The sequence below is a fragment of the Butyrivibrio fibrisolvens genome (assembly GCF_037113525.1).
GTDB lineage: Bacteria > Bacillota > Clostridia > Lachnospirales > Lachnospiraceae > Butyrivibrio > Butyrivibrio fibrisolvens.
Genome location: NZ_CP146963.1, coordinates 3,091,283 through 3,116,886, shown reverse-complemented (window position 1 = coordinate 3,116,886; position 25,604 = coordinate 3,091,283). Strand labels below are relative to the sequence as shown.

The 25,604-nt window shown below is 36.8% G+C and carries 26 protein-coding genes; 23 read left to right on the top strand and 3 right to left on the bottom strand.

Annotated elements, in window-relative coordinates:
• Nucleotides 1–152: 152 nt before the first annotated feature.
• The 6 genes from WAA20_RS12980 (at nt 153) to WAA20_RS12955 (ending at nt 10,063) form a co-directional block, all read left to right on the top strand.
• Entirely contained in the window at nt 153–977 is an 825-nt protein-coding gene (locus WAA20_RS12980) for a PC4/YdbC family ssDNA-binding protein (RefSeq protein WP_073386289.1), read from the top strand.
• Nucleotides 978–1,044: 67 nt separating this feature from the next.
• Nucleotides 1,045–1,560 (top strand): DNA-directed RNA polymerase subunit alpha C-terminal domain-containing protein, encoded by a 516-nt coding sequence (locus tag WAA20_RS12975; protein ID WP_338801178.1) that lies wholly within the window; start codon nt 1,045–1,047, stop codon nt 1,558–1,560.
• A gap of 35 nt (nt 1,561–1,595) precedes the next feature.
• Nucleotides 1,596–3,818, top strand: coding sequence for a hypothetical protein (locus tag WAA20_RS12970; protein ID WP_338801177.1), 2,223 nt, complete (start codon nt 1,596–1,598; stop codon nt 3,816–3,818).
• Between the two features lie 16 nt (nt 3,819–3,834).
• Nucleotides 3,835–5,946, top strand: coding sequence for a Swt1 family HEPN domain-containing protein (locus WAA20_RS12965; RefSeq protein ID WP_073386292.1), 2,112 nt, complete (start codon nt 3,835–3,837; stop codon nt 5,944–5,946).
• Between the two features lie 138 nt (nt 5,947–6,084).
• Complete coding sequence (locus WAA20_RS12960) at nt 6,085–7,080, top strand: sigma-70 family RNA polymerase sigma factor (RefSeq protein ID WP_073386294.1); 996 nt, start codon at nt 6,085–6,087, stop codon at nt 7,078–7,080.
• On the top strand, nt 7,073–10,063 hold the full coding sequence (locus tag WAA20_RS12955) for a DEAD/DEAH box helicase (RefSeq protein WP_073386296.1): 2,991 nt from the start codon (nt 7,073–7,075) through the stop codon (nt 10,061–10,063). Before WAA20_RS12960 ends, WAA20_RS12955 begins: the two co-directional genes overlap by 8 nt.
• A gap of 3 nt (nt 10,064–10,066) precedes the next feature.
• Here WAA20_RS12955 and WAA20_RS12950 read toward each other — a convergent pair whose 3' ends face one another.
• Nucleotides 10,067–11,101, bottom strand: a complete 1,035-nt coding sequence (locus WAA20_RS12950; RefSeq protein WP_167562678.1) for a WYL domain-containing protein — start codon at nt 11,099–11,101, stop codon at nt 10,067–10,069.
• Nucleotides 11,091–12,443 (bottom strand): WYL domain-containing protein, encoded by a 1,353-nt coding sequence (locus WAA20_RS12945; protein ID WP_073386299.1) that lies wholly within the window; start codon nt 12,441–12,443, stop codon nt 11,091–11,093. The genes WAA20_RS12950 and WAA20_RS12945 overlap by 11 nt, the downstream gene beginning before the upstream one ends.
• A gap of 229 nt (nt 12,444–12,672) precedes the next feature.
• Here WAA20_RS12945 and WAA20_RS12940 point away from each other — a divergent pair, with 229 nt between their 5' ends.
• The 17 genes from WAA20_RS12940 to WAA20_RS12860 all read left to right on the top strand — a co-directional run bounded on the left by WAA20_RS12940 (nt 12,673) and on the right by WAA20_RS12860 (nt 25,030).
• Nucleotides 12,673–13,338 (top strand): 3'-5' exonuclease, encoded by a 666-nt coding sequence (locus tag WAA20_RS12940; protein WP_073386301.1) that lies wholly within the window; start codon nt 12,673–12,675, stop codon nt 13,336–13,338.
• Nucleotides 13,339–13,407: 69 nt separating this feature from the next.
• Nucleotides 13,408–13,794 (top strand): hypothetical protein, encoded by a 387-nt coding sequence (locus WAA20_RS12935; RefSeq protein WP_073386303.1) that lies wholly within the window; start codon nt 13,408–13,410, stop codon nt 13,792–13,794.
• A 24-nt stretch (nt 13,795–13,818) separates the two neighbouring features.
• On the top strand, nt 13,819–14,016 hold the full coding sequence (locus tag WAA20_RS12930; RefSeq protein WP_073386305.1) for a hypothetical protein: 198 nt from the start codon (nt 13,819–13,821) through the stop codon (nt 14,014–14,016).
• Nucleotides 14,017–14,042: 26 nt separating this feature from the next.
• Nucleotides 14,043–14,495: a hypothetical protein gene (locus WAA20_RS12925; RefSeq protein WP_073386307.1), complete on the top strand. Its 453-nt coding sequence runs from the start codon at nt 14,043–14,045 to the stop codon at nt 14,493–14,495.
• Nucleotides 14,496–14,687: 192 nt separating this feature from the next.
• A complete protein-coding gene (locus WAA20_RS12920) occupies nt 14,688–15,551 on the top strand; it encodes a hypothetical protein (RefSeq protein WP_073386309.1) in 864 nt (287 codons plus the stop codon).
• Nucleotides 15,552–15,823: 272 nt separating this feature from the next.
• Nucleotides 15,824–16,396 carry a hypothetical protein gene (locus tag WAA20_RS12915; protein WP_139263662.1) on the top strand — a complete coding sequence of 191 codons (573 nt, stop codon included), beginning with the start codon at nt 15,824–15,826 and terminating at the stop codon, nt 16,394–16,396.
• A 93-nt stretch (nt 16,397–16,489) separates the two neighbouring features.
• Nucleotides 16,490–17,551, top strand: a complete 1,062-nt coding sequence (locus WAA20_RS12910) for a hypothetical protein (protein WP_073386313.1) — start codon at nt 16,490–16,492, stop codon at nt 17,549–17,551.
• 245 nt (nt 17,552–17,796) lie between these two features.
• Nucleotides 17,797–18,975, top strand: coding sequence for an HNH endonuclease domain-containing protein (locus tag WAA20_RS12905; protein ID WP_207649276.1), 1,179 nt, complete (start codon nt 17,797–17,799; stop codon nt 18,973–18,975).
• A 26-nt stretch (nt 18,976–19,001) separates the two neighbouring features.
• Complete coding sequence (locus WAA20_RS12900; RefSeq protein WP_073386315.1) at nt 19,002–19,589, top strand: class I SAM-dependent methyltransferase; 588 nt, start codon at nt 19,002–19,004, stop codon at nt 19,587–19,589.
• A 12-nt stretch (nt 19,590–19,601) separates the two neighbouring features.
• The gene (locus WAA20_RS12895; protein WP_073386316.1) at nt 19,602–19,913 is read left to right on the top strand and encodes a glutaredoxin-related protein; all 312 of its coding nucleotides are present in this window, start codon (nt 19,602–19,604) and stop codon (nt 19,911–19,913) included.
• A gap of 236 nt (nt 19,914–20,149) precedes the next feature.
• On the top strand, nt 20,150–20,305 hold the full coding sequence (locus WAA20_RS12890) for a hypothetical protein (RefSeq protein ID WP_167562679.1): 156 nt from the start codon (nt 20,150–20,152) through the stop codon (nt 20,303–20,305).
• 36 nt (nt 20,306–20,341) lie between these two features.
• Entirely contained in the window at nt 20,342–21,697 is a 1,356-nt protein-coding gene (locus WAA20_RS12885; protein WP_073386318.1) for an AAA family ATPase, read from the top strand.
• 68 nt (nt 21,698–21,765) lie between these two features.
• Nucleotides 21,766–22,572 (top strand): endo alpha-1,4 polygalactosaminidase, encoded by an 807-nt coding sequence (locus WAA20_RS12880; protein WP_073386319.1) that lies wholly within the window; start codon nt 21,766–21,768, stop codon nt 22,570–22,572.
• Between the two features lie 94 nt (nt 22,573–22,666).
• Nucleotides 22,667–23,233: a chromate transporter gene (locus WAA20_RS12875; RefSeq protein ID WP_073386321.1), complete on the top strand. Its 567-nt coding sequence runs from the start codon at nt 22,667–22,669 to the stop codon at nt 23,231–23,233.
• On the top strand, nt 23,230–23,790 hold the full coding sequence (locus WAA20_RS12870; RefSeq protein WP_242951150.1) for a chromate transporter: 561 nt from the start codon (nt 23,230–23,232) through the stop codon (nt 23,788–23,790). Before WAA20_RS12875 ends, WAA20_RS12870 begins: the two co-directional genes overlap by 4 nt.
• A 335-nt stretch (nt 23,791–24,125) precedes the next feature.
• Entirely contained in the window at nt 24,126–24,629 is a 504-nt protein-coding gene (locus WAA20_RS12865) for a GNAT family N-acetyltransferase (protein ID WP_073386322.1), read from the top strand.
• 23 nt (nt 24,630–24,652) lie between these two features.
• Nucleotides 24,653–25,030 carry a hypothetical protein gene (locus tag WAA20_RS12860; protein ID WP_167562680.1) on the top strand — a complete coding sequence of 126 codons (378 nt, stop codon included), beginning with the start codon at nt 24,653–24,655 and terminating at the stop codon, nt 25,028–25,030.
• A gap of 47 nt (nt 25,031–25,077) precedes the next feature.
• Here the strand turns inward: WAA20_RS12860 and WAA20_RS12855 are convergent, their stop codons facing one another.
• Nucleotides 25,078–25,548 carry a DUF3791 domain-containing protein gene (locus WAA20_RS12855; RefSeq protein ID WP_073386326.1) on the bottom strand — a complete coding sequence of 157 codons (471 nt, stop codon included), beginning with the start codon at nt 25,546–25,548 and terminating at the stop codon, nt 25,078–25,080.
• Nucleotides 25,549–25,604: the final 56 nt, after the last annotated feature.

The window sequence follows — 25,604 nt, the reverse complement described above, 5'->3', positions numbered from 1 at the left end:
TTATCGGAATAGTTTTGGTTTCCAGTTTTTAGGAGAGATTATTACAATTCAATAGATGTGTTTGGAGTGAGTTTTTGATACTGAAAATAAAAAAAATAATTGTAAAAGCATTGATGAAAATGAGCCTTCTTTCCTAATTATGAGGTTATTATATGCGCATTTTGAAAGATAATCTGGCTAAGACGATGAAGTCATTTATAAAATTCAAAGATGGGCGATGGTGTATGAAGCCGACCAAAGTAGATGAAGCCATTGACGCTATAATAAATACTTACGAGGGCGAAGGTTGCGTTGGTATCATTACAGATGATTTTGGACAAGTGTTCTTTGTTATATATGCTGCAGATATTAACAGGCTTAGGAAAGTCCAGGAATACTATATTGGTGTTACAATTCCTCATTCCAAGGTGGATACTGGCAAGAAGAACATAAAAGAAAAAGAGGTTGTGGATATGTCTGATGTTAATAAGCCTATCAAGGGTGATAACTTTGTAATACTAAAGAATATAGGTCAGATCTCAGCACCTGAAAAGGGTTGGAAGAAAGAACTCAATCTTGTTCAATGGCATGGCAAAGAAGCTAAATATGATATCAGAGACTGGGCGCCGGACTATAGCCGTTGTGGAAAGGGCGGTGCTTTTACGGAGGAAGAACTAAAAAGCCTATATACTATTTTGAAAGGATTATTTGAATCAGAAGACACGGATAATTCCAATGTTGTAATCGAGAAGTGTGCATTGGAAGATTTATACAAGAAATGGGATGAAATCAGTATACATGCTCCGGAAGCAATTAGGACATATTTAAAGAGCTCAAGGGTAGATTCATTACCCGGAGATAGAGCTATTGTGAGTCTCAAAAAGGGCTTCTACGATCAATTGGCTAAAGAGGAAAACAGAAAAATTCTTACAGCATTTATTTCAAATATAGTAGAAAAGCCGGTACATGTAGAACTGGTAGAGTCTTCATTGTTATAAGAAATGCTTTGCATGATTTATTGTTTGTTGTGATGAGAATTATTAATATAAGAGGAGACCATTACTTATGGAATGGGACGGTATACCTATAGAACAGCTGAGTTTGTCCGCAAGGGTGGTCAAGTGCCTTCGTAGTGCTGGATATAATTATGTGAGCCAGATTCTTGAACTTAGTATAGATGATATCGAGAGTTTGCAGAATATAGGATCCAAATCTGCACAAGAGTTAGTGACAGTTATAAGTCATATAAAATCAGGGAAAATATATCTATCTAAAGGCATTTTTGGAGAAACCATCATTAATAAATCAGAAGATGCTGATGATGGTGAAAGAACTGTACTGCAGAGAGCTTTTCCAGACTTAAAAACTAATGATGTGGTGCAGATAAAATATATGGATCAAAATGGCCTATATTGTGATGATCTGCATATATTAAATTGTGGATTCTCACCTAGAACAGAGAATGCACTCAGAAGAAGTGGATATGAATATATTTCAGAAATAGTCGCTTTAAATGAGAATGATATAAATAATATTAATTCCTTGGCAAGAAATCAAAAGATGAACTCTATGATTTCATAGAAACTAAGGTAAAACTATTTTTCTCAGGGAATTCTGTGACAGACGAAGCAGATTTATTTGTTACTGCTTTGAAGAATAGATATGGTACATGTGAAGGCTTCTTTGATTCAGTGAATATCAGAGCTGCACTAAATCAGATTTCCTCTGTTTTAAGTAATGCTGATATTAAAAATAACCCTGAAGATTACATTGAGAAAGTAGAATTTGAAAAATCCTTCCTTTCAAATGAAAATGTGAAGGATGAAGTTATCCAGTTTATTAAGAGTAAATTTAATAGTGTAGAATGGTCGGATATTCGCAGTCTCAAAATTATATTACCTTCAATCATTACGGGATCTGTATTATTTAAGCAGGTCATAAATGAGTTATGTGAAGATGATTATTTCGAGATTCAAGATAACATGATCCGCCTGAAATACATAGGCATCGATGATTGGGTAAACAGTCTTCAAGATAATGATCGAGAAGCGGTAACTTATAGGCTTGAGGGTCTGACGCTGGAAGCTGCCGGGAACAGGATGGGAGTGACTGGGGATTGTGTTAGACAGCTTATAGAAGGTGCATTGGATAATAAGCCAAGACTTAGAGAAGACGCTTACGCTTATTGGATTGATAATTATGAGATCAATCAAGAAGCATTTATTTATATATTTGGTGTTTCGGATAGGATATATAGATATCTTACGTTGGGCGAAGTAGCAGGGAATAAGGATATTGAAGAGATATTGAGTGACCCTGCAGCAACTAAGGATATTTATCTTCGTACAAAAGAGTATTTAGTAAAAGAGAGTATCTTAATTGGCGAGACTTATGTTCCTAAATACCGCAATCTTATTTGTAGGCAGCTTGCTAAGATGTATTGCTCAGAGAATGAAATGTCGTATTCCGAGTTCTATAAGATATACAATAGAACTTTGGAAGACAATAATCTCACTGATGATGAGCGTTTGTCATATCCATCGGAACGAGCGTTTGAAGTAAGATTAGCCGATAGTTTCTATGTATTAAATAGATACGGTAGGAAGTTCCGTTATTACGATATAAAGAAGCAAGATATTTCTAATCTGATATGGAGTCTTCACTTAGATCAATTTAAGAATGTTGAAATTGGGGCATTCAAACTGTTTGAAGATAACAAGTATCTCATGGAAGAATACGGTATCATTGATGGATACGAGCTTCATAATCTTTTAAAAAAGACTGAGAACATCTGGAATGCAGAGGGCACTTATCAAGTAGATTTTGGCAGAACGCCATTTATTGTCTTTGGAGATGCTAGTAGAGAAAAACAGGTTAGAAATCTATTGTATCAGGTTGCGCCTGTGTCAGCTGAAGAATTTGATAAGCTGTATGAAGATGAATATGGAGTTCTTTCTACTACAGTAGCTGCGAATTTTCATAAATACATTGATGAATTCTATCATAATGGGATGTTTGAAACAGATCAGCCACTTCTTAATGAAAAAGAAGTTAGTTTTATGCTGGGCTATCTTTCAGAAGATTTCTATTTTACAGAAGATGTACAGAAGTGTTTTTCGGATGAATTTGGAGAACATAGGAAAGAATGCATTAACGCAAGGACTTTAAAACAACTGGGATATGATGTGTATTCTAATTATATTTTGAAGAATTCATATTCTAGCGCCAGGGAGTACTTTGAGTTTGTACTTACCTCTAGAGATCTAATTGATTTAGATGCAATGGATTCCAGACTTTATTATGTTCAAATGTTTAATACTACATTGAATATGTTGAGGCAGTCCCTTGATTTAATAGAATATGAAGATCGGCAGTTTATCAAATTCACACGTATACAAAAGATATATCCGGATATAACAAAGGAAAGGCTTCGTAGATATGCGGATGAATTGATATCAGCGATTGATGATGCTTTTTTTACTGTGGAGAGTGCAGAGCATAAAGGATTTGATTTAATGTCAGCAAAACTTGGAGTAAGCAAGTGGTTTGATGCTTCTCTAGTTAGAACATCGGATAAGGTGCGGTTTGCCAGATCAGGAGGAACTCTTATCTTCTGTAAAGGCGAGGCACCTTTTACAACAGCTGATTTTATTCATTTCTTACTCGAGAAGAAAGAAATGCTTGATTATTACGAACTTGATTCAATTCTTAGAGATGAATATGGAATCAATATAGAAAGAAACAATCTTATATATCTGATAAAGGGTTCGGATATGTATTATGATGATATCCTTGATAGGATTTACTTAAGTAAAGAATTGTATTATGAGGATATCTAAAAGGAGGAGGAAATAAATGGCATTAAGAGTTAACCAAGACTATGTGAATGATGGATTCGCTATTTTGCAGGAAGTATTAGTGAATGCAGAAGTAGAGGCATTTAAAAATAGTTATGGCAGTAATTGGTGGAATGGGATATTGAATAAGCTTAGTGATAAGTACGGAAATCTACCATACAAGTTGCCTCAATCAGGTACAGACGAACAGCTGAGAAAATCTATTGATATTTCAAATAGTATTATATTATTTGAACGAACATGTAAGGAGCTTTTTGGAATTAGCGACAGTGAATTCTCAACGGTATCCAATTATACGCACGAACTGGTTAATAATCGAAATAAAATAATTGGACATATTGGCATAGGCGATATTGATCAGCAGGATGCAGAACGTACATTGGATTCTATGACGCGTCTTTGTGATTATGTAGATAGGGATGAAGCAGACCGTATTAGGCAGATTTATTTGGAGGTTCGTAATAATGTAAATCAAAGCATTACTGAGAATGGACCGGTACCTGTTGATATCAGAAGAAATCTTGAACAATCTAACTTTACTGCAGGCGAGAAGATTAATCTGATGGAACTGGTTGGCACTGATGTTGTTCAACCAACTACACTGAAAACAAAGGTTACATTTGCTGGGGAAACTAAGTCGTATCCCGTATACAAAGTAAAGCTTGATGCACTTTATTATAATGATCAGAATGATAGAATAGCCACTTGGATAGACAGATATTCATCTGAGCATGGTGCTGATGCTTTAAAGAGCTTGAATCAGGAGCAGCGAAATGAAATAATAGAGAACTTTATTTATGAAAGTAATCCGGAAGCGATAAAAAAGACTCAAAGCAATATTCTTCTTACTGAGCAACGAGTACCTGGCGTTACTTTATCAGACGGAAGAATAGTTGATGGAAATAGAAGATTCACCTGTCTTCGTCGTATTCAGCGTGATACTGCAGAACCAAAATATTTTGAAACAGCTATCATGGACGTTGATATAGAGACAGACAAAAAGCAGATTAAGATGCTTGAGTTGGCCATTCAACATGGTGAGGAGAAGAAGGTAGATTATGATCTTATTGATTATGCATTAGGAACATATCGAGACATAGAACTTGAAAAGACACTGACTGTTGATGAGTATGCCAAGAGTGCCAATGAGTCTGTTGCAGAAGTAAAGAAGAGAATCGAAATCGCTAAAGTGATTGCTGAATTTCTTCAGTATATTAAGCTTCCGATGCAATTCTTTGTAGCCAGGGAATATCAAGTGTATAGTTTATTCTTTGAAATGATGCCTATACTGAATAAGCTCGACCCAAAAGAGAAAGAATTACTCAAAACTATTACGTTTAATAATATTCTATTTCATGCATTACTCGACCAGAGAAAGTTTATTCGTGATATTAAAATGCTTATAAATAAGAATTCCTATAAGGAGTATTTTAATGAGCAGGTCGATATAAACACTCTTATTCATGAAAAATTTGATGGACGTGCAATTACTAATAAAGATGATGTCGATTCTTTTGCCAACGAGAATGAGATAATCCGTGAGAAGCTGAAAAAATCAATGGATGCTGCCTTGCAGTTATCAAGGCGTAAGCAGTTAAAGTCTCAGCCTATGGAAAACGTCTCCAAAAGCATATCTACACTGGCAGATATTGATGAGCATGTCTTTGAAAAAATGAATGATACCGAAAAGGAAGAACTTAGAGGAAAGCTTAATAGCTTATCTAACGTTGTCAATGAATACAAGGGCATGGTTTCCGGCATGGTTGCTGAAAAACCTAAATTGGCAATCAGTAATCCTGATATCCCTTTGGTTGTGTGTAGAAATTTAAAGACCTCTATTACATCTACTTCTGTGGAGATATCTTTTGGCGCAGTTAAAGAATGCGCAGAACAAGAGGATACTTGTGTAATAAAAGCTTATTTTGTGGATGAAGAGTATCGCAAAATTAGTAATATCAATAGATGTGAGGTCACGACTGCACAAGATACGGTATGCGATTTTGTTTTAGATAATCAGAATGAAATTAAAAAAGTATTCTTATTAATTCAGTCTGATACTAGTGTGACCAATGAGGTTCTTCGCATAATTCCGTTTAATGTGCAGCTATAATGTTGATTTACCGGTTATTCAATTGTGAGTAGCCGGTATTTTTATGTTTGATTATAATTCGGAAAATAGATAAACCTAAAGCTGTATGATTATCTCATAAACAAGAGAACAACAGAGCAGAGTTAAAGGAGGTAGCGTATGAATACAGCTTTTATTTTGGCTTTAATCGGTAAGTATGCAAATGCAGACAAGGAAATCAATCAGGATGATTTTCTGGAACTAGTAGAGGGACTTGAAGAAGATGAGATAGAAAGCGTACTTGCTATCCTTTCTAAGAATGGGTTCAAGGTTATTGATGAATCTGTGAACAAGACCTTATTTTTTGACGGCAGTGATTTGCGAGGTCTTACGAATGAAGAATTGTGCGTGTTGGCACAGCAGGGGAGTAAAGAAGCCAAGGATGCACTGATAATCAATAATAAGAATCTAGTACATAAGATTGCAGCCAGAGTATTGAAGCAGTATAGACCTACCGGCCTGGATGAAGAGGACTTGTATATTGAAGGAAGCATAGGCCTTATGACTGCGGTTGATAAGTTCGATGTCTCACTTGGATATAAGCTTTCAACATATGCTTGTAACTGGATTCGTCAAGCGATTACAAGAGCAGTTATGAATGATGGCTATGGTATGAGACTTCCCGTTCATATGTTTGAGCAGGTAATAAGAGTTAATAAGTGCAGAAAGCTTCATGGAGCAAATACAATACATGAACTTATGGAATATGTAAATAGTGACTATGACACAGATTATTCCTACGAGGATATCCAGAGGCTTGTAATGTATGCTGATCAGTATCTTAATACTACAAGCCTTAACAAGATAGCTAACCAAGATGCTGATGCAGATACAGAAATAATAGATTTTGTAGCTGCCAGAGATAATGTTGAAGATGAGGTCATGAGCAATGTTGTTGCAGAAGAGATTAGCAAAGCTCTTGAATCATTATCAGACAAAGAGCATGCAGTCATAAGCATGAGATTTGGACTTGAAGGTAATGACAGGATGACTTTGGAAGAAATAGGTCATATGTACAATGTGACTCGTGAGCGAATCCGCCAGATTGAATCAACCGCAATTAGAAAACTATCAAAACCATCACAGAGAAGAAGATTGGAGGGACTTTATGCATAACTATATTACAGATATCAAAAATATCATTAAGGTAAAGAACGATGAGAGTACACTTTTTGTACTAAAAGGATTCAGTGTTGAAGATCTTGGATATGACAAGATAGCAATTAAGGATACCATTGATAATAATATTTCCAGACTTATGGCACTTGCTATGATGCCTGTTAAGGTCATCGCTTTCGATGAATTCGTATGCATGTATGAAATGGTTATACGTCAGTTTAAGCATATTGTAGTAATTACTAATGCTGAGCTTTCGCTTAAGTATCCTGTAGATGTAAGAATTGATGATGAGATAGCAAGATCACTATTAAGTCATTTTGATGAGGAAGTATCAAGTGATGAAAAGCTTGCTGATATAGATGAGTATCTTTATATCTACAGTGATTTCCATGAAGGAGAGTCAGGTTATATCTGCTCATATAACTTTGAAGACTATGATCTTCGAAATGAGAAGATCGAACTTGTATCATTTGGCGAAGCTGTAAGTGAGGAGATAAAGCTTTCATCTCTTCATACAGATTATAATAAGATCATTTCTTATCCTCGAGTAAATGAACTTATGGAGCAGTACTGGGGATATAAAGAGTTCCGGAATATCAAAAATTATGATCTCGATGCACTGGAAAGAGGCGAGAAGAAAATAATCGAAGTGTCTCAGGAGAAGATTATTGGAGATATGATCTCTCAGGTAGAAAACTGCGTAAATCGCAAGAATGCCAGAGATATCTTTGTTACTGCACCAACTGGTGCAGGTAAGTCTCTGATGTTCCAGCTCCCTGCTATGTATCTGGCAGAGAAATACAAATTGGTAACTATAGTTGTTACACCTCTTATCGGCCTTATGAATGATCAGGTTCAGGCACTTGAAGAGAAGGGATATCATGGAGCAAGAACTATTAATTCTGATATCTCACCTGTCATTAAAGAGGAGATATTAGAGGAAGTTAAGAATGGAGACGTAAGCATTCTATATCTTTCACCTGAATCATTACTTGGACGTAGCGGCATTGAGTCACTTATTGGTTCAAGAAAGATAGGAATGATAATAATTGACGAGGCTCACATTGTAACAACCTGGGGCAAGCAGTTCAGACCTGACTATTGGTATCTTGGAGATCATGTAAGTAAGCTTCGCTCAGCTCAAGGCAAGGCAGAAGAAAAGCCTATGTCTTTTGTGATCGCAACATTTACAGCTACAGCTATATATGGCGGTCATGAAGATATGTACAAAGAGACACTGAATAGTATGCATATGATTGACCCTATAACATACCTTGGATATTTAAAGAGAAGAAATATATCCATAGAGGTTAGTGAGATAGAGTCAAAACATAACAAAGTTGAATATGAGCTTGATAAGTTTAATGCCATGGTCAAAATGATTCGAAAAAGCTTAATACGTGGACAGAAGACTTTAATATATTTTCCTACAGTTGCACTTATCGACCGCTTTTATACTTATTGTATTACAGAGAATCTTTCTGAATTCGTAGCAAAGTATCATGGTCAGATGAAAGCAGAAGATAAGGAAGCAGGTTTCCAGGCTTTTCTTAGCGGTGACAAGATGATTATGCTTGCTACTAAGGCTTTTGGAATGGGTATTGATATTCCTGATATTGCTGTTGTATCGCATTATGCGCCTACCGGAAATGTATGTGATTATATGCAGGAGATTGGAAGAGCTGCAAGAGATGAGAGCATAAATGGTCACGCTATATACGAGCATATGAGCAATGATTTCCAGCATATCAATCGTCTTCATGGTCTCTCAAGGCTTTACAAGGGGCAGCTTGTTGAAGTGATGAAGAAGATATTGGAGCTGTATGAAGATTACAGATATTCCAATAAGAAAGATACTCATACCAAGAAGCGCAATGAGATGCTGGTTGATACAGAGAGCTTTGCATATATATTTGAAAATACATTCGGTGGCGAAGAAGATATAGTTAATAAGGTTAAGACTGCTATGCTTCTGATCCAGAAGGATTATGAGAACAAAGGAATGGTTCCGTTCAGAATGAAACCTGTACCAGTGTTTGCTTATGGCTATCTTTCTTTCGCACCAAAAGAAAGAGAAAAACTGGGTAGACGTTATCCTGGATGTGTACAGCTCAAGGATTTAAAACATAACGTATGTGAAGTTAATCTTAAGAAGATCTGGGAGAAATCTTATGAGGATAAAATGTCATATCCTAAATTTAAGTATCTTCTTTATACTGGAAGCGATGATCTGGATTTTAATCGTGAGTTCAGATATTCAACTGCTATGTCTGTAGATATATCTTTTGAAAATAATTATGTGAATACATATACAGATATCTTAGAAGCAGTTAAGAATGCCATTAACTATTCTGTACGAAATAATAAATTTATATCTGAAGAAGAGATGGCTAAACTTGTCTCAGATAATGCTGGAATAGGCATGTACAGAGCTGAAAACATCGTTCGAGTAATCCTTGCAGCTATTACAACATTCTCAAGATCATATTCCAGGGGAATGAATAGCAAGATGTTTGATAGTCGAGCTATCAGAAATGATAAGGTTATTTATAGATTCAATCCTGCATCCAGAGATTTTATTTACTGGATTGAGAAGAATTTCAGGATGATTACAGAGGAAGTTAGGGATGGACGCATTTATGTAACTAACGAGAACAATAGTAATAAGACAAAGGAATATCTTACTGTTCTTGGAATTCTTGAGGCTTTTGGAGTTCTTCGCTTTAAGTCGCTTGGCGGAACTAACAGCCAGATATATATCTATGTTAATGAGACCAAGAACATGAGAATTGTACGTGATAAGCCTGAGTTATACAGGAACGATCTGCTTAATAATGTTGTAAACAGACATAAGATCTCTGTTGCAATGCTTTCCTTCCTGTTCCAGAATCAGTTTACCAGTGATGAGATATGGGAACACCTGGAGAATTATTTCCTTGGAATCTTGCCAGAGGAGCTGGATAAGCTCCTCGCAAGTTAAGGATTATAGGTCTTTCCATTTCTCAGATTCCTGATAATAGGAAAGAGTTTCATAAGCCTTTTCGGTTATGCTCTTCCTGATATACGAAGGTTCAATGACTTGAATTGAGGAACCATAGCTTCGTAGCCAGCGTCTGAATTCGCCAATGCCAATTATATCGTCTTCGTAATAATAAAAGTCACCTCTTTTGGTGAAAGAGCATATGCCTTTGCGGTGGCGAATATCATTTTTAATTTTGTGGATCAGGTTTTGCCTCTTATCAGAGATGACTAGTTTTACATGTACAGGCTTTTCACTTTCATTTTCATTAAAAGACGCGCCCCACATAAATTTTTTATTTGGATTGTCTTTGAGTTTTGGAAAGGATTCATCACTATTTACAGACTTGACAGAACCTGTAATTCGGTCAAGTCTGTAAATACTTGTTTCATTTGCAAGCTCAAAGTATATCCAGTTTTCAATGACATTAGTTGCAATGTTAACTGGGAATCCTGTGTGGCTTTCAATTTTTCCGCCTTTTGTTTTGTAATTAAATGAGATAGCAGTACGGCTGTCAATTGCTACTTGGATTAGGTCTTGATTCTTACGTTCGTTTTTTTCTACTTTTCTGATATTATTTTTTGTTTCATATATGGCGCCATATTTGAAAGAATTTTTAGACTCGTCTAATTCTTCTATGGCACTATATTGGAGAGCTGTAAGCGATAGTAGCTGGCTTTCGTTGTGATCAAGAACCTTAAGATCAATAGTCCATAATATATGGTCATAATGTCCCTTTAGGATGCCAGCGGATATGCGATCTTTGTTTTCTAAGTATTCATCCATAAAAGAATAGTCTGGGTCAGGTGATGTTGGATCTTCTCCATTTATACAGGATGACAATATAGAATTCTGAATTAATCTTAATATGCATTTGCGAACGAATTCTATTGGAACGTTGCAAGTCTCTGCCAGATTTGGAATTGTAGCATCATAATCTTCAGAATTAATCAGGGCAATTATATCTGTTAACATATCAATAGTGTTATTATTTTTCATTTGATATACCATCCATCTCTTCATTCTTTTCAATAATCCAGTTGTAGGTATTCATCATTCTTTCCTTTAATTCAGGCGGCTCCAGTGCCAGTACGGAGTACCCAAAGCTTCTTAAAAATCTTGCAAAGTCATCTAAGCCGCGAAGATCATCTTCATAAACATATTTGTATGGACATCCATCAGGTGGGTTATCTATCTTCCTCATGGAGGCGTGTTTACGAATGGTGGCCAGATTATAGAATCTTGTTATGTTATTTCCAAAGTCTGCAAAAAGTACTTTAACATGATATAGATCCTTGTCTAAACCGGGACCAAACATATCGTTATATATCTGTAAATATTCTTGAGAGTGGAAGATGGTATTTTTTTGCTTTTCGTCAGTGATTGTATCAATATATTCTAATCTGTCTGCTTCGATCCTGTCTTGTGTGTGGTTATAACATAATGCATAGAAGATACCATTTTCTACACTGTAGTAGAGTAGAGCAACTGAGACGGTATCATGTCTTACTTTGCCATCATATTCTGAATGAAGAGTTATGCGGTTTGTTTTATATGGATGACTTATAAAAGCATTGAATTTTTTGATTTGTTTTTTACTTATCTGGTTGATCTTACCAAAACTGCGTTGCTTATGTTCAGAGTCATCCCATGCTATTAGTTTTTTTATTTTGTTATAAGCTTGCGTAACAGATGATAAATCAGAAGTTATGGACAGATGTTCTTCATGCTCTTGGCAGAAATTATATAAACTGTCTTCAGAGATGGTAATTATGGGTGGGATTTCAGAGATAAGTTTATAGGTGCTTTTTCTACCATTATTCAGTTCTACAAGGCCACTTTTTATAAGAATGTTCAGATCTTTTCTCAAAGTGGTTATGGAGATATAATCGCCTGCAACATCAATGTCTTCATCAGAATTATTTGATGACTTCTGATGTCTTATTGACTTAATTAGGTTGTTATCATCATAAGCCTTCTTATCATTTATCTTTAATGAGTAATCTGGTGCATATTCTTTTATACAGAGGGTTTTAAGTATCAGTTCTCTGAAGCTTAGAGGGCCAAAGTGTGAGAGAAGGAACAGTATGAGCCATTGCCTGATGTCGGAGTCCTTTATTGCAGGTAGGACTACCTGGTCATCTGTAGTTTCAAGCTTTATAATTCCGCTTCTTGGAGGCGTAGTGATGGTATAGCCATCTTGTCTTATAGATTCAAGTATTTCACTTAATCTTGATTTTGAAATCTCGGTTTCAGCTATTAAGGTATCTCTATTTACGTTTTCGTTTGGGTACTGTAGCAGGTAGTTTAGTACGATTTGCTTAAAGTCTTTCTTTGCCATGATTTTCCTCATTAGGGTCGTAAGATGCGTGGATTGATCCGTTATTGAAACTTTGAATTAGAAATATACAGTTAAATTCTGTGTCTTTGTTTTGATCGGTCTTAATTATATTCTAATCGACTGCATGGAAATGGCAATATATAATTCGGAATTTGGATGAAGCTCTAGGACTACTATGTATATATAAAGAACAGGGAACAAACAAAAGCCATTAAACAGGAGGTGCAGGATGAAGCATATAGTTGTTGATTTAGAAATGAATACTATCAGTCATAAGTCATGGGCAAGAAATATCTGTACAAGTGAGATCATAGAGATCGGAGCTGTAATGCTTGATGAGAATTACAAGGAGATATCTTCATTTCGAACATATGTGAAGCCGGTATATAACGATGGCATTACCAAGAAGATTACAAAGCTTACCGGAATTACTGATGAAATGGTTCAGAATGCACCTTTATTTTCAGAGGCTCTAAAGATGTTTACAAGCTGGTGCCTTGGAACAGGGGACGATATTACGATTTATGCCTGGAGCGAGTCAGATTATGATCAGATAGGAGGTGAGATGCTTCTGAAGGAATATGAGATTTCTGATAAGGAACAGGTTGTTCTTGGCAGGAAGTGGTCAGATTTTCAGGATGAGTTCGACTCACATCTTGGATTTGAGAGACAGGTCTCTCTGAAGATGGCTTTGGACATGGCAGGAGTTGATTTTGCAGGAAGAGAGCATGATGCTCTGGATGATGCCAGAAATACTGCAGAATTGCTGACTATCTTCAATGACAAAGCTTTGTTTGATAAGACTCTTAAGAAGATCAAGGAAGTTATGGAGCCTAAGAGCTTTGGAAGTACCCTTGGTGATGTGTTTGATTTTTCAATGCTGGAAATTGCTTGATTGCAAGCTGACCAGAAACTTAAGAAAGCGGTAACTATTGCTGTGATTACAAATAAAAAGGAGAATAGTATGAATTTTTTACATTATGATGGTTATGATACAGAGTTTAAAAAGTTATATAATGGCGAACTTGATCCTCAAGTTTCAACAGAAAGAAAATATACATTTGGAGATATATTAAATATCTGGACCAAGCCCGAATATGATAATAGTAGAGAAGGTGTTGATCCTTGCTATCGAATGTTTATAAGAGATGATTATTATTTATTAAATATGATCGTTGTTATAGGTATGGATTTTAGATCATATGATAGAAGGACTATGATGAGATATACATACTTTAAGGATAAAGCGTTTTCAACCAGAGAAGCTTTCTGCCCAACAATAGAAGATTGCCTGGATCATGATTGGTATGAGTATATTCCTGATAAATCTGAAGAGTATAATTATTATTAAGATCAACATAGTGAGGTAGAGCTTATGGGGATTTTCAATGATGGTGATGAAGATGATGAGCTATTTGATCTGTTCATGCTGAATGAGATACATAAAGACAGTATGAAAGGTAGTAACAAAGGCGGAAGACCGAAAAGTTCAGGAGGGTGCCTGACGAGTTTGATGCTAATGTTGTCTCTTCCGATTGGTATCATAATAGGTGTTGTTGCTTTATTTACATAAAATAATCTTAAAGGAGCATTTTTAAAATGGGTAAATATTTTGTTGACGAAGTGAAGTGTGGTTTTGAAGGTGGCGGGATGGCTTGTGGCCCTGTGGATGAAAATATAATTGCTGCTGTAAAAGTTACAGATGGTTCTAGGTCTTTTTGGCTGACAAATGTTGAGGTTGCAGGTATTCCGAGCTTTTATCTTTCTGAAGATGCGATTTTTGACAGATTAGCAGATGCTTGTGAAGACGATGATTCTTTAGAGTATTTGGATCAGTGCATTATCAATTCATTTGAAGGAATAAAGTTAGGGGAATACGGTGATATTTATAAATCAATAAAGCAGAATGAAGGGAATCCTGCGGTTTCACTTATCAGATATATTATTCTTCTGACCAGATGCTCTATGGAAGAAGAGGATGGTGTCAAGGCGTTGGCTAAAGGGAAGTTTGTTGATGAGATTGAGATTCCGGCTAGTGATGTTGAGAGATAAAGAGCAAGCGTATTTATAGTTGAATAATATGGAGATGTTATTGCAGACAGGAATATAGTATCGACAACGATAATATATAACGCTAATTAACTAAATAATGATATAATATTTTTGTGGAGAGGAGCTATGGCTCCTCTTTTTGCGTTTTTCGTTTGAAGTCAGACAATAATTGCATTGAAAAAGGTGTATGCTATGAAATCTAATAAAAAAGTTTCTGATCAGCAACTGTTGCTTAGTAGAATTAGTAAAATTGATCACTGGAAAAAGCAATACGTTCCCACAGAATCCGGATATAGAAGAACATACGAGAGCGAAGATATAATTTTTGTTGAGCAAAAGGATATAGGTAAAATCTATTATTCATTAAATGGACGAGAGATAGATTCAAGAACTGCAGGGAAAATAATAAATCTTATTATTCGCAAAGCGAAGCCTGTTCCAAATTCATATAATGATAGCATAAATGATGTGAGTGGAGATGAAATAAATAAGCTTTCTCAAATAGGCATGAAAAACTTTGTTGTGAGACGTAATATTTTTAAATGTAGATTTAATGGGCATAAAGTTCAGAATATTGAGGCGGCTATTTCGTTAATAAAGAACAAACAAGATGCAATGACAGTCACCAAGCGTATTTCTGCAGGCTTCTGTCCAGTCTGTAATACCTATTTTATTATGAATAGTACTTACGAAAAATTAAAAAATCTTGGTATACCTTGTTGCCGAATAATTGATTCTAATACCTATGAGGGAAATAGTGTAAATGGTTCATTGGAACTATCTAGTGAGTCAGTTCTTATGCAATGCGGGTACACGGTTAACCAAAGTGATGGTTTAACAGAAAAAACTAGGCATAAGATTTTAGCACAGATGATTGATAATGGTATTTTATCCAAGAGTGAAATTATAGGATATTTGGATTTCTTTATTAGCCAAAGGCAGTACGACAGCAAATATGAGCTTGCTATTTCGAAATGGGAGTTAGATGCAGATTTTGTACGTGATTATCGCATAGGACAGTACGAAAAATATGGTGTTAATGCCATTTATAGATAAATCCGATTTAAAGGCATATGGGTATTCTTGTTTGTAAAGTAAGTGATTAAAAATAATCACATAAAGAGTACAAGTATGGGGAATGTAGGGAAGAGATTAAAAATGACTATTACAACAAGAGAAAAACGAAAAAACATCATCGAAATGACTATATACCGATTGACCGACGTGTGGTAGACTTGGATCATTCAAATATTAAAACGGACGTAGATTAAAACTATAAAGTTGATACAAGGTTCAAGGTCATTTAAAGCTAAATGTGAGGAAGTGTAGTGAGAATTATTAAAATGCAATGTAGGAATTGTAATGCACCATTAGAGAGGGGAAATGACAGGCAAATTATGTTTTGCCCTTATTGTGGTACAAAATTGTTTATAGATGAAAGCGACACTGTAAAAAAGCAGAGAATAAAAAGCGATACTTATAGAACTGTTGAGCAAGGATGGCAGTATGTGGAATTTGAAAAATATAAAAGACAATACTCTCTTAAAATCAAAAAAGGCATAGCTTTAGCAAGTGCGATTATTTTTGTTTTGAGTTTTGCTTTCTGCCTAATATTTCATCCTGTAAGACGATTTTCAAATGAATTTCTACCACATGATGGACAGATACAAGTCACAGTGTCTGAAGTTTGGTGCGATGGAAAAAACTTAGATGCCGCAATAGAAGAATTTAAGGCAATGGGGTTTAGTAATATAAAAACTAGTCATCAAATATCGTTACTCGCAACAGTAGTTAGAGGATTTGGAGACTCTGTTTATCATGTTTCTATAGATGGCGATTCAGAATTTATTAAAGGTGATTGGTTTGATCCAGACGCGGTGGTTGTAATTTCATATTATTAACAGACAGTTTATTTCATGTATCGGTAGATAAAGAATTAGTAATAATGTGATTAAACTTCTGAAAATGGTTAGTGATATCGGAGGTGAATTTACATGGATTATACTTATTATTTATATGGAGACATCATCCTTTTTATTTTGGTAATAATTCTTTTGGTGGTTTGTGTACGCCTAAGCAGAAAGAATAAGTTTATTACTAAGAAGGCTCAAAATGATGTTTCAGCTGCATTCTATGCTTCTGAGCAAGCAGAAAAAGCAGCAAATGAAAGATGCGAAAGCCAAATTAGAAATCTGAATGATATGCATGCTAAAAAAATAGAATCTGTTCAACAGGAATGTGCCAGAAATATAGAATCTATTCAACAGGACTGTGCTAAAAATATAGAGTCTATCCGTCAAGAATGTGTTAAAGAAAAAGAAGCTATTCAAGAAAAGTGCGATAAAGATATAGAAAATATCCAAAATGATTGCAATCAACAGATCCAGCATATAAAAGAAGATATAGAAACAAGAAAAGAAATTTTGATGACGATGGATAATAAGGAATTGCTTACAAATGTTATGGTTGCTCTCGATGGATACGCTGGTCGTTTAGAGCGACTAGAAAATCAATTGACGCATGAACAAATAACAGAAAGGATATCGTACCTTTTTGAAACTGTTAATAATGATATTAATAAAGTCACAAAGTCATTAACAACTCGGATTGATGAAATGACTGATTCAATAAATAGCTCTTTAAATGATTCTGATATAAAAAGAAGATTGGATAGCATTAGTGAAGAAATAAATCAAATCGATCATAATGTTTTAGATACGAAACAAGTTGCTAAAGAAGCAAGAGATGAAGCTGTTAATGCAAAAGATGCTGCTGAAAATGCAGAGATCGAGGCCGAAAGTGCTAAGGAAGCTGCTGAAAGTGCAAAAGATGAAGCTTGGTGGGCAAAGTGTGCTGCCGATAATGCCAAGGATGCAGCCGAAAGTGCTAAAGATGCAGCTGAAAGTGCTAAAGATGCAGCTGAAAGTGCAAAAGACGAAGCTGGGGATGCAAGGTGTGCTGCTGAAAGTGCGAGAGATGAAGCCTCAAGTGCTAGAAGTGCAGCCGAAAGTGCTGAAAGTGCAGCTGATAGCGTTAGATATTCAGTAGGTTCGTGATAGTTTATAAAGATTTATTGTTTCTATTTTTATTATGAAGAAATACATGTATTGGTATGGCGTAATATAGAGTTTTTGAACCTATTAAAATTATTTAAGTGTAAATGCAATAGTGTTAATGGTTTTAAGACATGATTAGTCCTAAGGTAATCCAGATATATACTTTAGGACTATTTTTTTATATTAAAAGAATGTATATTAAAAATAACAAACAGCGATTTTTTTACAGGTAATCATAACGGCCTATGAGTGACGATATTTTTTCAACTGGAAAAGAATACCATCTAGAGGTTGATAATAAGTATTACAGCTCTTTAGATATTGAGGGCTTCTCACTTATGATGAAGGATCCTTCCTATTGCTACAAGTTCTACTGGCTTGACGCAATAGTGAAGCTGATCTCTGAAGGCGTAAGTGAGACTACTTTTGATGACATCATAAATGAGATGATCGCAAGTGCCTGGTATTCTGTTCGTGAGTTCCATATCCATTTAAGTGGTATACAGCTTGATGGACAGATAAGAGATGGTCTGGAACGGGCTATTCTTAAGCTGTCGGATCTAAGCGGTCTTCCTTCTAACGCTTCTAAGGTTGAGATTGTAAATGCCATCAAAGAGCATGACAGTGAGTTGAAAGAATCTAAAGAGCAGCTTACTAACATGGTTCCTTACAGGGCTCTTGCAGGTTTTTTCTCAAGGTCTGAGGAGAAAGCTGAGTGGGGCAGTATCAGGAGGATGACGGCATATATCAAAAGTATAAGTAGTGAAGTGGTTTTATTGCCGTATACTCTTGGTGATTCCAGTAAGCTTAAGAAGGAAGTATATTTTGAACCGGCCTGGATCAAGATGATTCAGGATAACACTGTGGCGATTCTGGGCTGGATTCAGTATGAGAAGGTTAAGTGGCTTCAGAACAATAATCCTGAAGTTCCGGGGCTTGTATATAAGCTTGCGCCTATGGATGAGAAGATGCGTAAGCTTGACAGGGTTCATAAGCTGTGGGATGGAATTCTTGAATGCAGCAATGTGATAGATGTGTTTACGGATGATCCTATAAAGACTAAGAGTTATGATGTGGATCATTTTATTCCGTGGTCTTTTGTTATGAATGATGAGCTGTGGAATCTTATGCCGATGGATTCGTCGCTTAATTCTGCTAAGAATAACAGGCTTCCAAAGTGGGATCCTTTCTTCAGGAGATTTGCCCAGAATCAGTATCTGTTATACGAGATGATCCATGACAAGGAGCATATTCATAAGCTTTTTGAGTCTTGCCTTCGTGACAATCTGCATTCTATTTGGGCAGGGCAGGAGCTGTATCGTAAGGGGAATTCTAAAGAGGAGTTCTTTGGGATTCTTGAGAAGAATATGCAGCCGGTGTATGACTCTGCCAGAAGGCAGGGGTATGAGATTTGGAATAGGTAGACTTTGATATGTGGCTTGAGGTTAGTATGATAGATAAGAACATTGAATATTATAACAATAACGCAGACAGCTTCTTTGAGGGATCTGTGAATGCTGATATGTCAGGAGTAAGAGGCGGCTTTTTGAAATATGTTCCTGATGGGGGCAAGATCCTTGATGCTGGCTGCGGAAGTGGTAGAGATAGTAAGGCTTTTTTGTCAGAAGGATATGATGTTGTAGCTTTTGATGCATCCAAGGAGATGTGCAAGAGGGCTTCTGAGTATATTGGCAGGGAAGTTCTTAATATGTGTTTTGAAGATATTTCTTTTGACAAGGAATTCGATGGAATCTGGGCGTGTGCTTCGCTGCTGCATGTGCCTTCAGATGATCTTCCTGATGTATTACAGAGGATGAAGAAGGCTCTAAAACCTGGTGGAGCTATTTACGCATCCTTTAAGTATGGTGAGGGAACGACTGTCAGGGGTGAGAGAGTGTTTAGTGATTTTACTGAGGAGAGCGCTACTAAGCTTTTTGAGGAAGCGGGATTTGAGATTGCAAGCCGCGTAGTTGGTGGTGACTCAAGACCTGGAAGAGAAGCTGAGATGTGGATTAATGTTATTGGTATATGTCAATGATAGGAGGTCTATATGATCAAGATCTACGGTATGCCCACTTGCCCATATTGTGATTACGTCCATGAGCAGATCAAGGGCAGAGAAGATGAATTCGAGTACATAAACATCGGTGAGAATATCCGTAACATGGGTGCTTTCACAAGACTTCGTGATACCAATCCTGCATTTGATCATTGCAAGGAAATCGGTGATGTGGGTATCCCTGCTTTTGTATTTGAGGATGGCAGGGTATCGATAGACCCGGCTGATGCGGGACTTATTGAGTATGGTACGCCGGGGGCTTGTTCTATTGATGATCACAAGAACGGCAGGAAAGGGTGCTGACAAGTTTTTTCCTAAATCATATTGATTAGCGAGCAGAGCATCGGGAAGAATCCGGCAAATGGATGAATGTTTAAAAGTGGAGTTAATCACACTGTGTAAACGTTTATCCCTTTGCTGGTTTTTTTATTCTCTGACTGGGAAATACAGTAAAAACCACAGAGGACTAAAAAGATCATGCTGGCCCAGATGCGAGCAGTGGCTAAAATGAAAGGTTAAGTGTTTAGGTGTGCCTAGATATGGATTTTGATATGGATGCGGATGCGGATTTTAATGCTCAGGAGAGGATAAATGAAGATGAAACGACAAAAATGATTGATTTACATGGTCATAAAGAGAAAAAATCTCTAAATAAGCAAGTAAAATATTGTATTTCGTCTTCGGAAATATTATAATTAAATTAAAGAACAGCCTGGAAGGAGGCGCTTATTATGTTGGTCAAATTATCGGTTGAGAACTTCAAATCTTTTGATCAGAAAGAAGAATTATCAATGATTTCTTCTAGCAAGATGCAGGGGAATAAGAGTCATCGTGTGAAGATCAAGCAGACTCAGCTTTTGAAAAATGCGATTGTTTATGGGGCTAATGCTTCCGGAAAATCTAATCTTGTTGTGGCATTTGCTTTTATTAAAGCTGCTTTGATGGAAGGGTTACCTGTAGGATCAGCAACCGATTTTTGTAGGAATCGTAAAGATAACAAAACTCGAGAAAGCGTATTTGAAATCCAGTTTACTGTGGGAGATACTTTCTATGCTTATGGCTTTTCAACAATACTTAGCCAAAGAAAGATTTCTGAAGAGTGGCTGTATGAATTGATGCAGGATGGCAGTGCGCATCAATTGTTCATAAGAGAAGCTGGAAATGCACCGATCCTTGGTGAAACAGTAAAGCTTTCTGCAGCTGAGAAGAGTAGATTCAGTGTTTATTCAGAAGACTTTGCCGGTCAGGATACACAATTATTCCTGACTGAAATGAACCGAGGAAAGAAATATCCTGAGAATTCCAAGCTGATATTCTTTGTAGAAGCTTTCAACTGGATCATGAATAATATCATCGTCATCAATCCAAACATTGGTATTTCAAATACTGAAGCATACTATAATGATGAATCTCTGGAGAACATAAGCAAACTGATCCAGACTTTTGATACCGGTGTTACCGAGATAAAAACAAGGCAGATTACTATAGATGAGATGGGCAAGATGATTCCTGCTGAAGTTGTTCAGGGAATCTTTTCACAGTTGAAAGCTCAGCTTCAGATGAGTAACCTTCCAAGTATTCAGATGACCTGGAGAGTTGAAGGCGGTTTCTTTAATATTCGCATTAAAGAGGGTGAAGAACCTGAGATCTCTACTCTTGTCCTTAAGCATGGCAAATCTGTTTTTGATTTCAATTTCTCTGAGGAATCAGATGGAACAAAGAGATTGTTTGATCTGATAGATATGCTCCTTACAGAGCGACCTGATACTGTATTTGTTGTTGATGAGCTAGAGCGCAGCTTGCATCCAAAGCTGACAGAGCATTTTCTGAAACTTTTCATGGAAGCTCATGATGGTGTAAGAATGCAGCTTGTGTTTACTACTCATGAAGATACGATAATGGATCAGGTTCTTTTCCGTAGGGATGAGATATGGTTTGTAGAAAGAGATGCTGACAATGCCAGCAAGATTTATTCTCTGGACAGATTCAAGGAAAGATATGACAAGAAGCTTAGTAAAGCTTATCTTGAGGGAAGATATGGTGCTATTCCTGTGTTCAGGCAGTTTTCTTTCCGGAAGGGAGAGTAATTATGCCGGTACATACATACACGAACTGGAACCAGCGTCCATCTGATCAAGAAGAACTCGAGGTATGAATGAAAAAATATAACTTAATAGTCGCTACAATTATATCAGCACTGGCCTTATCAGCCTGCTCTTATGGGGAGGGTGAGTACGGCGTGTTCTTAAGCTATGATGGCGATCTTGAGGATCTTTCGGATTATAAGACGGTGGTGATAGATGCCCAGTATTTTGACAAAGAGGATATAGAGGATTTCAAGGAGCAGGGCCATGAGGTTTATAGCTATATAAACGTTGGCTCTATAGAATCGTTCCGTGATTATTATGATGAATATGAAGATCTGACACTTGATGTCTATGAACACTGGGAAGAAGAGAAGTGGGTAGATGTCTCTTCAGGCAGATGGCAGGAGTTCATCCTTGATATACTGGCGCCTGACCTTTTGGACAAAGGAATAGATGGATTTTTTGTAGATAATTGTGATGTCTATTATCAGTATCCTGAAAAGGAGATCTTTGAAGGACTTACTGTTATCATGAAAGGTCTCATAGCTACAGGAGCAGAGGTTGTTGTTAACGGCGGAGATGCTTTTGTTACTGCATATACAGATGAAGGCGGGGATGCAGATGATATCATAACAGGTATCAATCAGGAATCCGTACTTACAAGTATTGACTGGGACGAGGAAGCGTTCCATGAAGCTGCTGCAGATGACGAGGAATATTTTAAGGACTATATAGAGACGTATGCAGATGAGGGCATTGATATATACCTTTTGGAATACACTGATGATCCGCTTTTGTCCATGAAGATACGCCGTTATTGCAAGGCGCATGGCTTTAAGTATTATATATCGGATTCACTGGAACTTGATCTCTGACTTTCTTGATATTTAGAGGATGTTGCAGTCATTGAACTTTTATGATCTATGGAGGGGATCTGGCTATTGAACTTTTTGTTTTTCGGAGGATGTTTTGGTTATTGAGCTTTTTTTGACATTTGCAAGGATAGGTCTTTTTACCTTTGGCGGAGGGTATGCCATGATCTCGCTGATACAGGATATCTGCGTTGATAAGAAGAAGTGGATCACCCATGATGAGATGATGGATATAACAGTCATCGCAGAATCAACGCCGGGGCCTATAGCTATAAACTGCGCGACATATGTAGGATATAAGAAGCGCGGGCTGATGGGGGCTATTGCAGCTACTGTAGGAGTGATCCTTCCATCTTTTATCATCATATACATGATCTCCATGTTTCTGGACAGCTTCCTTGAGATAGCATGGATAGCGAGCGCATTTAAGGGGATCAAGATAGCTGTTGGGCTGCTTATACTGGATGCGGCTCTTAAGATGATCAAAAAGATGCCAAAAAGGCCTTTTCAGATTACTGTATTGATAACAGTTTTTGTCATCATGATGGCTGTGAATATCTGCGCTATCAAGATATCATCCATTACGCTGATGCTGGTGGCAGGTCTTTGCAGTCTGCTTATATACAGTATCAGGAATATGACTACCAGGAAGGGCAGCAGATGATGATTTATATAGATCTTTTCTTTGGATTTTTAAAAGTGGGATTATTTTCTTTTGGCGGAGCATATGCAGCGATCCCTCTTATAAGAGATGTGGTGCTACACTACGGATGGCTTGATGAAGAGAAGTTATCGTACATGATAGCTGTGAGCGAGAGTACGCCGGGACCTCTTATGATCAATATGGCTACATACGTAGGCGCCGTGACAGCAGGAATCCCGGGAGCGCTTCTTGCAACCTTCACTGTAGCTCTTCCTGCCTTTGTGATCATCATACTTATTATGATCTTACTTAAGAGTATTTTGGATAGTCCCTATGTTCAGGCAGTGCTTAGAGGTTTAAAACCCTGCATTATGGGTATCATCCTGGCTATGGGTGTCAGCATGATATTACAAAATACCATCATTAAAGGGATGTCTATTACCCCAGATATTAAGGCCGCTCTTTTTTGTGCTGTATTGGCTATTATATATTTTGGCTCCAGGAAGGTGCTGAAGTCAGGCATATCGCCTATAGGACTTATATGCATCGCAGCGGTGATGGGGATTATAGTATATTAAATGTTGTACCGTGTTAAGTTAACAATAGTTGACAATCACAAAAGCTGAAAGTATACTAACAGAAAACATTTGATCGAAAAGCAGTAGCTGTGTAGCGTGTGCGAATGCTTTTTGCGGAGAATATCAATATGACATTTTATATCCTTGTTGACAATTTTAATAATACTCCCGAAACACCCGTGAATAATAATAATCAGGGGTTTACTTTTGGTATAGTCGATGAGGATCAAGGAATAGGCATAAGCTGATAACAGTATATGCATAACACCTGCTTATAAGCCTCATCAAACATACGTTTGATGGGGCTTAATTTTTTATATAACAGGAGGAATATTATGGAACTAGTAAGAGTACAGGACTCAGATTACAAGAAGACTTATGAGCTTTATATGACTTTTCCGGAAAACGAGAATGGTTATATTAACAGCGTGTACGGCTATAACTATGAACAGTTCCTTGAATGGATCGAGAAGAAGAGAAACTGGTCTATGGGAAGGGAGCTTCCGGAAGGTTTTGTTCCAGATACAACCTTCGTTTTAGTAGATACTGATAAATATGTAGGCGTGTTTAACCTGCGTCACTGCCTAAATGATGCCTTAAGAGAAGGCGCAGGTCACATCGGCTACTGTATATCTCCCAAGTATAGAGGCAAGGGTTATGCTACCAAAGGACTTGCAATGACTCTAAAAAAAGCCCGCGAAATTAGTATTCATGAAGTATATCTTTCTGTTAACAAAGATAATCCGGCAAGTTTAAAGGTTCAACTAAAGAACGGCGCGTACATACATCATGAAGATGAAACACATTATTATACAAGAATAAATGCAATCAAAGATTAAAGGCTATAGATGAAGCTATCAGAGTGACCAAAAAAGGCGGAACTATCATGTTTGCATTCATCTCTGTATACGCGATCATGTATTCCAACTATTTCTATGGCAACTGGTCAGAGGGACAGGCTGAAAACTTCACGGATGATCATAAAGTCAGACACTTCAAAGAGCAGCTCTTTACTGGCTATGATGTTGCTGAGTTTGAAAACCTGTTTGAGAAAAAAGAGATAGAGCATATCACAACTACAGGTGTAGACGGCCTTATAGAGCCTCTTGAGCACAGGGTTGACTTCTCGGTATCTGACAAGGACTTTGAATCTATTTCAAAATGGTACTTATCAGTTTGTGAAAAGAGAGAACTTCTTGGAAATACTAATCATCTGCTTTATATATGCAAGAAAGCATAATGCAAATTAGTAATCATGTAAAGCCTGGATGTAATGTCTGGGCTTTTTTAGGTGGTAGAGCGATGCTTTCTTTTGCCTAACATCTCTCTTCTATACTCATCTGCAATATAATCCGGACCATTCATCCACATATCAGTGGACTCATCAAAAAGCATCTCACCAGTTTGAGATTTCATGAATTTAAAAAACGCTTTTGTTTTGGAAATTTTCTGTTGTCTTGCAAGGTTGATAGATGCCATAGCTGCTAAAAGCTGCATTGTATAATCATACTTACTTACATTCATTTTTTGTCTGCATAATGTCCAACCTTTATTAGTCAGGTAGTTTTCAATATCATCAAAATTGGCATCGTCACCCTGAACATGGTATTCTTCATAGCAAGTTTCAATATATGAGTTAATATCATACTTATTAAAGATCGCCTCACATTCTTTCGGATTTTTATTCCAGCGTACCTGGGCTAATCTAAATAATCTGACTTGTAACATGAATAGGTCATCTATGTAAGTTAATGCCATTTTAGTCTCCATTCACAAATAATTCTCAAACTGCGAAAAATGACCGCGGATCCCTC